This window comes from Pseudomonas sp. PDM10 (assembly GCF_014852295.1).
GTDB lineage: Bacteria > Pseudomonadota > Gammaproteobacteria > Pseudomonadales > Pseudomonadaceae > Aquipseudomonas.
This window is the reverse complement of record NZ_JACVBJ010000010.1, coordinates 105,870-118,700: the sequence shown is the minus strand read 5'-3', so window position 1 is coordinate 118,700 and position 12,831 is coordinate 105,870. Positions and strand designations below refer to the sequence as shown.

Annotated in this window: 10 protein-coding genes and 1 riboswitch; of the genes, 1 reads left to right on the top strand and 9 read right to left on the bottom strand. The window is 60.1% G+C overall.

Annotation, left to right across the window (positions count from 1 at the left end):
- Position 1 precedes the first annotated feature (1 nt).
- Both alaS and ltaE read right to left on the bottom strand, forming a co-directional pair.
- Positions 2 to 2,626, bottom strand: coding sequence for an alanine--tRNA ligase (gene alaS / locus IB252_RS29675; protein WP_192411129.1), 2,625 nt, complete (start codon positions 2,624 to 2,626; stop codon positions 2 to 4).
- A gap of 146 nt (positions 2,627 to 2,772) precedes the next feature.
- The gene (gene ltaE, locus IB252_RS29670) at positions 2,773 to 3,777 is read right to left on the bottom strand and encodes a low-specificity L-threonine aldolase (RefSeq protein ID WP_192411128.1); all 1,005 of its coding nucleotides are present in this window, start codon (positions 3,775 to 3,777) and stop codon (positions 2,773 to 2,775) included.
- Between the two features lie 196 nt (positions 3,778 to 3,973).
- Positions 3,974 to 4,144, top strand: a riboswitch (FMN riboswitch).
- Between the two features lie 114 nt (positions 4,145 to 4,258).
- On the opposite strand from ltaE, the gene IB252_RS29665 reads away from it, so the two are divergent.
- Positions 4,259 to 4,768, top strand: a complete 510-nt coding sequence (locus tag IB252_RS29665; RefSeq protein WP_007943897.1) for a 6,7-dimethyl-8-ribityllumazine synthase — start codon at positions 4,259 to 4,261, stop codon at positions 4,766 to 4,768.
- Positions 4,769 to 4,899: 131 nt separating this feature from the next.
- Here the strand turns inward: IB252_RS29665 and astE are convergent, their stop codons facing one another.
- The 7 genes from astE to IB252_RS29630 all read right to left on the bottom strand — a co-directional run bounded on the left by astE (position 4,900) and on the right by IB252_RS29630 (position 12,786).
- Positions 4,900 to 5,910 carry a succinylglutamate desuccinylase gene (gene astE / locus IB252_RS29660; RefSeq protein ID WP_046045447.1) on the bottom strand — a complete coding sequence of 337 codons (1,011 nt, stop codon included), beginning with the start codon at positions 5,908 to 5,910 and terminating at the stop codon, positions 4,900 to 4,902.
- A gap of 12 nt (positions 5,911 to 5,922) precedes the next feature.
- Positions 5,923 to 6,210 (bottom strand): topoisomerase II, encoded by a 288-nt coding sequence (locus tag IB252_RS29655; protein ID WP_192411127.1) that lies wholly within the window; start codon positions 6,208 to 6,210, stop codon positions 5,923 to 5,925.
- Positions 6,211 to 6,230: 20 nt separating this feature from the next.
- Positions 6,231 to 7,577 carry an N-succinylarginine dihydrolase gene (gene astB / locus IB252_RS29650; protein WP_033056736.1) on the bottom strand — a complete coding sequence of 449 codons (1,347 nt, stop codon included), beginning with the start codon at positions 7,575 to 7,577 and terminating at the stop codon, positions 6,231 to 6,233.
- A gap of 162 nt (positions 7,578 to 7,739) precedes the next feature.
- On the bottom strand, positions 7,740 to 9,209 hold the full coding sequence (astD, locus tag IB252_RS29645) for a succinylglutamate-semialdehyde dehydrogenase (RefSeq protein ID WP_192411145.1): 1,470 nt from the start codon (positions 9,207 to 9,209) through the stop codon (positions 7,740 to 7,742).
- A complete protein-coding gene (gene astA, locus IB252_RS29640; RefSeq protein ID WP_111451535.1) occupies positions 9,206 to 10,231 on the bottom strand; it encodes an arginine N-succinyltransferase in 1,026 nt (341 codons plus the stop codon). Before astA ends, astD begins: the two co-directional genes overlap by 4 nt.
- Positions 10,232 to 10,318: 87 nt before the next feature.
- Positions 10,319 to 11,338: an arginine/ornithine succinyltransferase subunit alpha gene (aruF, locus tag IB252_RS29635; protein WP_074879219.1), complete on the bottom strand. Its 1,020-nt coding sequence runs from the start codon at positions 11,336 to 11,338 to the stop codon at positions 10,319 to 10,321.
- 227 nt (positions 11,339 to 11,565) lie between these two features.
- Positions 11,566 to 12,786, bottom strand: a complete 1,221-nt coding sequence (locus tag IB252_RS29630; RefSeq protein WP_111451534.1) for an aspartate aminotransferase family protein — start codon at positions 12,784 to 12,786, stop codon at positions 11,566 to 11,568.
- Between the last annotated feature and the right edge of the window lie 45 nt (positions 12,787 to 12,831).

Here is a 12,831-nt window from a genome sequence, read left to right as displayed (position 1 = left end):
CTTATAAACCCTGCTCTACAAATGGAACAGTCAGGGCCAATGCCGCATCCAGTGCGCCAGCGTCAGTACCACCGCCTTGCGCCATGTCTGGACGACCACCGCCCTTCCCGCCCACTGCTGCAGCGGCTTGCTTCATCAAATCACCGGCTTTGAGTTGGCCAGTCAGGTCTTTGGTTACGCCTGCAACCAGAACGACCTTTTCCTCATGGACACTGCCGAGCAGGATCACTGCGCGGCCGAGTTTGTTTTTCAGTTGATCGACCAGCGCCAGCAGCGCCTTGCCGTCCTGACCGTCCAGACGCACGGCCAGCACTTTCACGCCTTTGACATCCAGGGCAGAAGCCGACAGATCGTCGCCCGCCGCACTGGCAGCCTTGGCCTGCAACTGCTCGAGTTGCTTCTCCAGCAGACGGTTGCGCTCCAGCACAGCCGACAACTTGTCGATCAGATTGTCGCGGCTACCCTTGACCAGGTTGGCCGCTTCCTTGAGTTGTTCTTCAGCAGCGTTCAAGTATGCCAGCGCCGCGGCGCCAGTGACCGCTTCGATACGACGCACGCCAGAAGCCACACCGCCTTCGCTGATAATTTTCAGCAGGCCGATGTCGCCAGTCCGGTTGGCGTGAATACCACCGCACAGCTCGACGGAGAAACTACCGCCCATGCTCAGCACGCGCACGTTGTCGCCGTACTTCTCGCCGAACAGCGCCATGGCGCCCTTCTGCTTGGCGGTTTCGATATCGGTTTCTTCGGTTTCAACTTCGGAGTTCTTGCGAATCTCGGCGTTGACGATGTCTTCCAGCGCCTTCAACTGCTCAGGCTTGATGGCTTCGAAGTGGCTGAAGTCAAAGCGCAGGCGCTGACTGTCGACCAACGAGCCTTTTTGCTGAACGTGGTCGCCCAGCACCTGACGCAATGCGGCGTGCAACAAGTGAGTCGCCGAGTGGTTCAGCGAAGTCGCGTGACGTACTTCGGCATCAACATGAGTTTCTACCGGTGCGCCGATGGTCAGGCTGCCCGAGGCCAGTACGCCGTGATGCAAGAAGGCGCCACCGGTTTTGGTGGTGTCGCGCACGTCAAAGCGCGCGTTGCCGACCTGAAGGTAACCGCAGTCACCAATCTGACCGCCGGATTCAGCGTAGAACGGCGTCTGGTTCAGTACGACCACACCCTCTTCGCCTTCACTGAGTACGTCAACCGACTGGCCCTCTTTATAGAGGCCAACGACTTTCGCCGAACCTTTAGTCGCTTCATAGCCGGTGAATTCGGTGGCCACATCAACCTTGACCAGGCTGTTGTAGTCCATGCCGAAGGAGCTGGCGGAACGGGCACGGACGCGCTGGGCTTCCATTTCGCGCTCGAAGCCTTCTTCGTCGATGGTCAGGCTGCGTTCGCGAGCGATGTCGCCGGTCAGGTCCATCGGGAAACCGTAGGTGTCGTAGAGTTTGAACACTACGTCGCCCGGCACCACGTCACCTTTGAGATCGGCCAGATCCTGCTCGAGGATTTTCAGGCCCTGCTCCAGGGTCTTGGCGAACTGCTCTTCTTCAGCCTTCAGTACGCGCTCGATGTGCGCTTGCTGGGATTTCAGCTCTGGGAAGGCTTCGCCCATCTCGGCGACCAGGGCCGCAACGATCTGGTAGAAGAAGCTGCCCTTGGCGCCCAGCTTGTTGCCGTGACGGCAGGCGCGACGAATGATCCGGCGCAGCACGTAGCCGCGGCCTTCGTTGGACGGCAGCACGCCGTCGGCAATCAGGAAACCGCACGAGCGAATGTGGTCGGCGACGACTTTCAGGGACGCCTGATTGTCGTTGGTGCAACCGATGGCCTTGGCCGATGCGCTCAGCAGGCTCTGGAACAGGTCGATTTCATAGTTCGAGTGAACGTGCTGCAGCACGGCACTGATCCGCTCCAGGCCCATACCGGTATCGACCGACGGCGCTGGCAACGGGTGCAACACGCCATCGGCGGTGCGGTTGAACTGCATGAACACGTTGTTCCAGATTTCAATGTAACGGTCGCCATCTTCTTCCGGCGAGCCCGGTGGGCCACCCCAGATGTCAGCGCCGTGATCGTAGAAAATCTCGGTGCAAGGACCGCACGGGCCGGTATCGCCCATGGTCCAGAAGTTGTCGGACGCGTACGGCGCGCCTTTGTTGTCGCCGATACGAACCATGCGCTCGGCCGGAACCCCGATTTCCTTGGTCCAGATGTCGTAGGCCTCGTCATCGCTGGCGTAGACGGTGACCCAGAGCTTTTCTTTCGGCAGGTTCAGCCACTGGTCGGACGTCAGGAAGTTCCAGGCGTAGGTGATCGCATCGCGCTTGAAGTAATCGCCGAAGCTGAAGTTACCCAGCATTTCGAAGAATGTGTGGTGACGGGCGGTATAACCGACGTTTTCCAGGTCGTTGTGCTTGCCGCCGGCGCGCACGCATTTCTGGCTGCTGACCGCGCGGGTGTACGCGCGCTTTTCCTGGCCCAGGAAACAGTCCTTGAACTGGTTCATCCCCGCGTTAGTGAACAGCAGGGTTGGGTCGTTGCCCGGAATCAAAGAGCTGGAGGCTACACGGGTGTGGCCTTGCTCTTCGAAGAAGCGAAGGAAGGCTTCACGGATTTCTGCGCTTTTCATTAGGTTCTTCCACGGAGGCTGCGGCCAAAGGCCTGTGCGAAACGTCAACAGACGAAGCGACGGCAAAGGGCCGCATTATATCGGCCCTGCGCGCGGGGTACAGCGTGTTTATACGATAGAAACGGTCAATTGGACCGCTAACGCTATCAGTTGCGCGAAAACTCGACGAATGTCGCGACGACCTGCTCGATTTGAGCGCGGCTGACGTCCATGTGCGTGACCATGCGCAGACGTCCGGCAGCGCTCAGCTTGATCCCGCGTTCGGCGGCAAACGCCTTGATGGCCTCGGCCTTGTCGCCCATCTGCACGTAAACCATGTTGGTCTGCACCGGCTCGACCTCGTAACCCGCCGCTCGCAAGCCTTCGGCCAGCAACTGCGCGTTGGCGTGGTCATCAGCCAGACGCTGAACATGGTTATCCAGCGCGTACAAACCTGCTGCCGCCAGAATCCCGGCCTGGCGCATGCCACCGCCGACCATCTTGCGCAGGCGTCGCGCCTTGGCGATCAATTCGACCGAGCCGCACAGCACCGAACCGATCGGCGCGCCCAGGCCTTTGGACAGGCAGACCGAGACCGAATCGAAATACTGCGTGATTTCCCGGGCATCGACACCCAATTTGACCGCCGCGTTGTACAGCCGCGCGCCGTCCAGGTGCAGTTGCAACCCATGTTCGCGAGTAAAGCTACGAGCCCGCGCCAGATACTCCAGTGGCAAAACCTTGCCCTGCATGGTGTTTTCCAGCGCCAGCAAGCGAGTCCGGGCGAAGTGGAAGTCGTCCGGTTTGATCGCGGCCGCCACGTGGGCCAGGTCCAGCGATCCGTCGGCCTGCACTTCCAGTGGCTGCGGCTGAATCGAACCGAGCACGGCCGCACCGCCACCTTCGTACTTATAGGTGTGAGCCTGCTGGCCGACGATGTACTCGTCACCGCGTTCGCAGTGGGCCATCAAGCCCAGCAGATTGCTCATGGTGCCCGTCGGGACAAACAGCGCCGCAGCAAAACCCAACTGATTCGCAAGCTCGGTTTCCAGTCGATTGACCGTCGGATCTTCGCCGTAAACGTCGTCACCGGTGGCCGCGCTGGCCATCGCGTCGAGCATCCCTGCGGTCGGTTGGGTGACGGTGTCGCTGCGAAGATCGATAACGCTCATGAATCTGGCCTCGGTAAGCAGGGGAAAATCCCTTTCAAGTAGGAATTACTGCGGTCATGCCGACGAATAATCAACCCTTGGGTGCGAAAAGGCTTCTCGAACCGACGAAAAAGTCGATAGCAATCATCAGATAGCAGCAATGCACAGGTGAGAAATATGTGTTAAAAACGCTTCGCCGCCAAACAATCTGGCGGCAAAACGTTCTCAGGGCGGGGTGCAACTCCCCACCGGCGGTAATTGCGCGCAATGCGCATAGCCCGCGAGCGCTTGGCGACAGACACGGCAATGGCTGTGATGGCGGCAAGGTCAGCAGACCCGGTGTGATCCCGGGGCCGACGGTCATAGTCCGGATGAAGAGAGAACGGGATTGGCGCCGCCTAGGCTCTATACCAAAGCGCCGTCCGCAGGCATTTGTGCCTGCGTGCCATTAAATCCCATTCGATTCATATGCCCTGTTTTTTACATAAACAGGAGTCAGAACATGCAACCCACCGCAATCGATAGCAAAAGCAAAAACCATCAGGGCGAGCGCGTTGCGTTCATCCAGGCCTGCTGGCACAAAGAAATCGTCGATCAGAGCCGTAAGGGCTTTGTGGCCGAAATGATTGCTCAGGGTTATCAGGAATCGGAGATCGATTTCTTCGAAGTCGGCGGCGCCTTTGAAATTCCGCTGCACGCCAAGCTGCTGGCCAAATCCGGTCGTTATGCCGGCATCGTCGCGGCGGGCCTGGTAGTCGACGGCGGCATCTATCGCCACGAATTCGTCGCCCAGTCGGTGATCAGCGGCTTGATGCAAGTTCAGCTGGAAACCGAAGTGCCGGTGTTCTCCGTGGTTTTGACCCCGCACCACTTCCATGCTGGCGAAGAACATCAGAAGTTCTTCTTCGAGCACTTTGTGCATAAAGGCCAGGAAGCGGCGAAAACGTGCGCGGATACGTTGCACAAGATGCGTGCGCTGCGTCGTAGCGAGCCACGTGCGGTAGCTGTGTAAACCCGAAAAACCTGTGGGAGCGAGCCTGCTCGCGATGACGGACTGTCAGCCAACGCCCCTGTTGACTGATACACCGCTATCGCGAGCAGGCTCGCTCCCACATGGGTTTTATGTCGAACCTGATATCGCGGTCAGGCGAGGTTTTCGTCGGTGGTCGGCACAATCAGGATGCCGGCGCGCAGGCCGTTCTTGACCTTGGGGTTCGGGAAGATGATCCGGGCACCCTCCTCCTCAATGATCCACCGGGTCTGGGCGATGTCTTCGGCCAGCAGGTAACCCACTTCCAACTCCGAAAAGTTCTCGATGTCCGCTGGCAGGTTCAAGCGGAAGCTATCGCTGTGCTTGATGATTTCTCGCGCCACGCTAAACAGCTGCAAACCGTCCAGCGCTTCTTCGGTCTGGGCTGGCTCGCTGCCTTCGATAATCTGTTTGAGGCGAGTTTCCAGCAGATCGACGTTGACCCCATCGTTCTGGCCGAATGGCCGCGCCTTGCCCAGTTCAAGGGTAAAAGACTCGGCACCGAGTTTGTCGTAAGTGTAGGAGCTGAAAACGATGGACGGCTTGTTTTGCAGCAGCACCGCTTCCATGCCGGCAGCACGCAAACGCGCCAGTTCCAGGCGGGAATGCTGTCGGCCTTCCTTCCAGGGATACAGCGCGAACTGCTCGATTTTCGAGCCACGAATCGCGGTGTGCAGGTCATAGTGCAGACGGTTGCGATCCGGCAGGCTGAAGAAACTCGCCGCCAGCCGCTCCAGTTCACACGCGCGCAGGGCTTCGGAGCCGCTGCTTTGTTCGTGACGGCCGTTGAACAGCCGATTGACGTCCTGCTCGATGAAGCGCTCGCCTTTGCGAATCGCTTCCGGGTTGCCGAACAGGAACAGAATACGTGTACGCGGTTTCAAGTCGCCGCGGGCGATGTCATGCAACAGGCGATCGAGCAACTCGATCGGCGCTGTTTCATTGCCATGGATGCCGGCCGATAGCAGCAGGTCCAGGCCATTGTCGCGAGCTTCAGGTGGCCGGACTTCCAGCGCACCTTCGCTCAACCAGCGCATGCGCACGCCTTCGACAGTCAGTTGAGTCTTCTCCGCCGGTTCGCGGCCGGCGAGGGTCAGTTCAAGCAATTTGCCGAGGGCGAGCATAGAGCGGTTTCCTTAGTGGTCGTGCTGGCAATCCGGGCCGTGCACGTGGTCTTCGTCACCGACTTCAGCCGGTTCCATTTCCAGTTGCAGACTTACCAGATTAGTCGCCAATGGGCGCAGCAGCAGGTTTGCGTATTCAGCGTCACCTTCTTCGACGTCCACGCCGATCAGCAATTGGCCGCGGCCGTCATGCTGAATCCACAGCTCTTTGCCTTGCCACATGACCGCGACGCGGGTGCAGGAAGTTTCCAGTTGCGTGCCGTCGGTGTCTTCAAGGATCAGCTGCAGGGTATCGCTCATGTTTTTTACGCTCTCGACGTTCAATTGATCTGGAATGGATAAACCGCGCCCAGTTTAAGGATTTGCGTCAGTTCATCCAGTGCCGTCCGGCACTCAAGCAGCAATTGCGGGTCCGCAAGATCGTTTTCGGTCATGCGGTCGCGGTAGTGCTTGTCGACCCATTCGGTCAGGGTGCCGTACAACGGTGCCGTCATGATAACCCCTGGGTTGACGGCCGCCAGTTCGGTTTCGTTGAGCGCGACGCGCAGTCGCAGGCAAGCCGGGCCGCCGCCGTTCTGCATGCTTTGCTTCAAATCGAACACTTTCACTTCGCGGATCAGGCCGCCGGAGCTGGTCAAACCTTGCAGGTACTGCCAGACACGCTCGTTGCCACGGCATTCTTCCGGCACGATCAATAGCATCGAGCCGTCAGGACGCGACAGCAGTTGGCTATTGAACAGGTAGGACCGAACGGCGTCTTCCACGGTGACCGCAGAACGCGGTACGCAGATCGACTGAAATTTCCCACCGACTTTGGCGAGTTTGCTCTGCAATTCGGCCAGCATCTGCTCGGTGTCGAGGAACGCGTCCTCGTGATAGAACAACACTTCGCCGTTACCCACCGCGATCACATCGTTGTGGAACACGCCCTGATCGATCACCGAAGGGTTCTGCTGGGCGTAGACCACGCCGTCATCGCTCAAGCCGTGCAGGCGGGCAACTGCCTGGGAGGCTTCGAGGGTCTGGCGAGCCGGGTATTTTTGCGGTGCCGGGTAACGGGTGTCGAACGCGCTGCGACCGAACACGAAGAACTCGACGCCTGCTTCGCCATATTCACGGCAGAAACGGGTGTGGTTGGCTGCGCCTTCGTCCCCGAACTGCGCCACGGCCGGCAATGCAGCGTGGTGAGCGAAGTGTTTCTGGTCAGCGAACATCGCCCCCAGCACACGACTGGTGGTCGGGTGTTCGATGCTGCGGTGATATTTGCAGTTCAGGTTGGCCGCGGTGAAATGCACACGGCCATCCGCAGTGTCGGCACTCGGGCTGACAGTGGCAGCGTTGGCCACCCACATGCTCGACGCCGAGCAACTGGCGACCAGCAACGGCATCGCATCTTTAGCCGCCTGCTCGATCACCTGAGCGTCGGTGCCGCTGAAACCCAAACGACGCAGGGCTGCCACGTCCGGGCGTTCCTGTGGTGCCAGCACGCCCTGTTGAAAGCCCATTTCCATCAGCGATTTCATTTTCGCCAGGCCTTGCAGCGCGGCTTCCTTCGGGTTCGAAGACTGCTGGCTGTTGCTCTGGGACGCGACGTTGCCGTAGGACAAACCGCCGTAGTTATGGGTCGGCCCCACTAGACCGTCAAAATTGACTTCATAGGATTTCATCAGCGAGGCTCCACGAGAATCTGTTGTTATGGCTTCAGTAACTATTCAGTAAGACCGCGGCGCGGCCATCGCCAGCAGGCTGGCTCCCACAGGTTCGGTGGGTGTTCACACATTTTGTGTGCGACCCAATCACTGTGGGAGCCAGCCTGCTGGCGATGGGCATCACGTCATTTTCACGCCGGGCGTTAGGGTCGCAGGCATCACCAGACTCGGCGTTTCCAGCGAAGCAACCGGGTACGCGCAGTAATCTGCTGCGTAGTAGGCGCTGGCGCGGTGGTTGCCCGAGGCGCCGACACCGCCGAATGGCGCGCTGCTCGCAGCACCGGTCAGCTGTTTGTTCCAGTTGACGATGCCCGCACGGCTTTCCAGCCAGAACTGCTGATAACGTGCTTCGGAATCCGACAGCAGACCGGCCGCCAGGCCATAGTCGGTGTCGTTGGCTTCAGCGATCGCCGCTTCAAAATCAGCGTAGCGGATCACTTGCAGCAGCGGGCCGAACAGCTCTTCGTCAGGGCGATCAGCCACTGCCGTTACGTCCAGAATGCCAGGGGTCAGCAAGGCAGCTTGAGCTTGTGGCTGAGTCATTTCCAGCAGCGCGACTGCGCCATTTCCCAGCAGATGTTCCTGGGCATCCATCAGTGCTTTCGCGGCGCCGAGGGAAATCACCGAGCCCATGAACGGTGCCGGTTGCTGATCAAACGCGCCGACTTCAATCGTACGGCTGACCGCCACCAGACGCGCCAGCAGCGTGTCGCCCCAGGCGCCCTGCGGCACCAGCAAGCGGCGGGCGCAGGTGCAACGCTGACCGGCGGAAATGAACGCCGACTGAATGATGGTGTAAACAGCCGCATCGAGGTCTGCAACCTGATCAACGACCAGCGGGTTGTTTCCGCCCATTTCCAGCGCGAGGATCTTGTCCGGACGGCCGGCAAATTGTTGATGCAGGTGATTGCCAGTGCGGCTGGAGCCGGTGAAGAACAAGCCATCGATGCCCGGGTTCGCCGCCAGGGCGATACCGGTTTCGCGAGCGCCTTGCAGCAGGTTCAACACGCCTGCCGGCAGACCGGCTTCGATCCAGCACTTGACCGTCAGTTCGGCGACTTTCGGCGTCAGCTCGCTGGGTTTGAACAGCACACTGTTACCGGCCAGCAGCGCCGGAACGATGTGACCGTTCGGCAGGTGACCCGGGAAGTTGTAAGGCCCGAACACCGCGACCACACCGTGTGGCTTGTGGCGCAACACGGCGGTGGCGTCGCCCAGCGGGCCGCTCTTCTCGCCGGTACGTTCGCGGTAGCTCTGCACCGAGATCGCAATCTTGTTGACCATGCTGGTGACTTCGGTCACCGCTTCCCACAAAGGCTTGCCGGTTTCCTCACCGATGGTGCGAGCCAGTTCGTCAGCATTATTCTTCAGCGCGGCGGCAAAGGCCTCCAGCACGGAGATGCGCTCTTCCAGGGTCCGTCGGGCCCAGCTCGGGAATGCCTGGCGCGCGGCTTGCACGGCCGATTCAACCTGAGCAGCGGTAGCGCCTTCGCCGGCCCACAGCACTTGTTGGGTCACCGGGTTCAGCGATTGAAAAGCTTCACCCTGGCCGGCCAGCCATTCACCTGCGATGTATAGCGAATTCATTATTTCGACTCCCTGGCAGCGGACAACGGAACGGCGCGCACTTGATCGCCGGCGTTGAGTTGAAGACGTTTGGCGGTCAGGGGATCGACCACCAGCGTACCGGCGGCGAGACGTGCAGGAGCAGCAGTGATCCGGCAGTCTTCGCGTTTGCGGTTATGAATCAGGAACGGTGTGGCGTCGTCACCCGGCGTGCCGATGGCCAGCACCAGCGCCTGGCTGTCGCGTACTGCGCGGATCTTGCCGGTTTCGCACTCCACCGCAGGACCGGCGTCGAAGATGTCGACGTAGCCCTGATAGCTGAAGCCTTCGCTTTTGAGCATGGCCAACGCCGGCTCGGTGTCCGGATGAACCTGGCCGATCACGTTGCGCGCATCTTCCGACAGGAAGCAGGTGTACAGCGGGAATTTCGGCATCAGTTCGGCGATGAACGCCTTGTTACCCACGCCAGTCAGGTAGTCAGCCTGGCTGAATTCCATCTTGAAGAAGTGACGACCCAGGCTTTCCCAGAACGGCGAACGCCCTGCTTCGTCGGACATGCCGCGCATCTCGGCGATGATCTTGTTGCCGAACAGCTGCGGGAACTCGGCGATGAACAGCATCCGCGCCTTGGCCAGCATGCGGCCGTTGAGGCCGGTGCGGTAGTCGGCGTGCAGGAACAGCGAGCACAGCTCGGAGTTACCGGTCAGGTCGTTGGCCAGGAACAGCGTCGGGATTTCGCGGTAGATGTTCAACTCTTGCGAAGCACTGACCGTCAGGCCAACCCGAAAGTTGTACCAAGGCTCACGCAGACCGACGGCGCCAGCGATGGCGGAAATTCCCACCACGCGGCCGTCATCATCTTCGAGCACGAACAGGTAGTCTGCATCGCCCCGCCCGGCTTCGCCGCGGAAGGTCTTCTCGGCCCAGCCGACCCGATGGGCCAGACGCTCTTCATTGGCCGGCAAGGTGGTCAGGCCGGTGCCGGTACTGCGGGCCAGGTCGATCAGAGCGGGTAAATCGCTGCTGCGTACGGGACGAACGATCATGCTATCTCCTCAAACGGGCCGCTTGCGCCACCCGTGAAACTCGCTGCTTTACTAAGCATTCACTCTTTATAGGCATAGCAGCAGGCGTTAAACCGCCACCAGGCGCACGCTGGCACCTTCACCGACGCCCAAGGCTTCGGCCGCTTCAAGATCCAGGGTCACGGGTTTGCCCGGCGCGTAATCGAGCTCAAGCAAAACGGCGCGGTAATCCTGCAACTGGGCGTTAGCCACCAGGTACTGACGACCGACGCCTTTGACCGGCTCGCCGATTTTCACCGGGACGACCCGGCTCTGGGCGATCGAACGGATCCCCGAGACACGGGCGTGCAGGGTCGGCCCGCCGTCGAAAATGTCGATGTAGTGATCGGTCTCGAAGCCTTCGCGCATCAGGATGTCGAAGGTGATCTGCGCCCGAGGGTGCACCTGGCCCATCGCCTCTTGAGCGGAGTCCGGCAGCAGCGGCACATAGATCGGATAATGCGGCATCAACTCGGCCAGGAACGTCCGGCTCTTCAGACCGCACAGACGCTCTGCTTCGGCGTAGTTGAGGTCGAAGAAGTTGCGACCGATGGCATCCCAGAACGGCGAATCGCCATTTTCATCGCTATAACCGACGATCTCGGTCACCACGGAATCGGCGAAGCGCTCAGGATGGCTGGCGACGAACAGCAAGCGCCCCCGAGAGTTGAGTTCCGACCAGGCCGAACCGACCAGTTCCGGCAGCACGTAGAAACTGGTCAGCAAACTGTTGCCGGTCAGGTCGTGGCACTGGGAGAGCACGTGGATCTTGTTATGAATCTTCAGCTCGCGGGAGGCGTGCACAAAGGTTTCATTACGGAAGCTGTAGAACGGCTCGGAATAACCGGCCGACGCAACGATCGCCGAGCAGCCCACCAGTTTGCCGGTGGCGGTGTCTTCGAGGACGAAGAAATAGCTCTCTTCACCGTTGAAGCTGACTTCGGCGGCGAACGAGGCTTCGCTTGCCGCGATCTTGTCGCTCAGGCGTTCAACGTCATCCGGCAAGGAAGTGACACCAATCGGGCTGTCCGCAGCCAGACGCTGTACCTCGCCCAGATCAGCCATTTGCGCGGGGCGCATCACCAGCATGGTGTCACTCCTTAATCTCAGAATTTACAGAAGAAAAAACCGGGCAATCCCTGAAACAACTCAGAGTCAACTGTGGGAGCTAGCCTGCTAGCGATATCGTCCTGTCAGGCAACAATGATGTTGGCTATCAGGCCCTCATCGCTAGCAGGCTAGCTCCCACACTTTTGATCCAGCCCGGTACAAAAATTTGGTTCGACGCCTGAAAATGTCAGGCGTCGAAGGGTCTATCAGGCTTGCGTCAGTTTCGCCGCAGCGCGCTCGAAACGGTCCAGACCCTCATCGATATCAGCGTCTTCAACCACCAGGCTTGGCGCGAAACGAACCACGTCCGGGCCGGCTTGCAGAATCATCAGGCCTTCTTTTTCAGCGGCGTTGAAGATGTCCTTGGCCTTGCCTTTCCAGGCGTCGTTCAGCACGCAACCGATCAACAGGCCCATACCCCGGACCTGGGTGAACAGGCCGTACTTCTCGCCGATCTGTTCAAGGCGGGCCTTGAACTTGTCGTGCTTGGCGTTGACGCCGGCCAGCACTTCTGGGGTGTTAACCACGTCGATCACGGCTTCCGCGACAGCGCACGCCAGCGGGTTGCCGCCGTAGGTGGTGCCGTGGGTGCCGACGACCAGATGTTTGGCCAGGTCTTCAGTGGTCAGCATTGCGGCGATCGGGAAACCGCCGCCCAGGCTCTTGGCGGTGGTCAGGATGTCCGGAATCACGCCGTATTGCTGGTAGGCGAACAGCTTGCCCGTGCGGCCCATACCGGTCTGCACTTCATCGAACACCAGCAGAGCTTGGTGCGCGTCGCACAGATCACGGGCACCTTGCAGGTACTTGAGTTCGGCCGGAATGACGCCGCTCTCGCCCTGGATTGGTTCCAGAACCACAGCGCACGTCTTGTCGGAAATAGCCGCTTTCAGCGCGGCCAGATCGTTGTACGGCACGTGGGTGATACCGGTGATTTTCGGACCGAAGCCATCGGAATACTTCGACTGACCACCGACGTTCACGGTGAACAGGGTACGACCGTGGAAGCTGTTGAGCGCGGCGATGATTTCGTACTTCTCGCTGCCGAAACGATCGAAACCGACGCGACGGGCCAGCTTGAAGGCGGCCTCGTTGGCTTCGGCGCCGGAGTTGCAGAAAAACGCGCGCTCGGCAAACGTGGCGTTGATCAGCTTATGGGCCAGGCGCAAGGCCGGCTCATTGGTGAACACGTTGGACACGTGCCACAGCTTGTTCGCCTGCTCGGTCAAGGCACCGACCAGCGCCGGGTGCGCATGGCCCAATACGTTAACGGCAATCCCGCCGGCGAAGTCGATCAGCTCGCGGCCTGACTGGTCCCAGACGTGGGAACCGGCGCCACGCACAGGGATGAAAGCGGCAGGCGCGTAGTTGGGAACCATTACCTGGTCGAAATCGGCGCGTTGTACCGCAGCGTGCTCAACGGACATCGGAGTCTCCTGATGAGGAACACTCGCCTGAAACTGGCGAGCGAT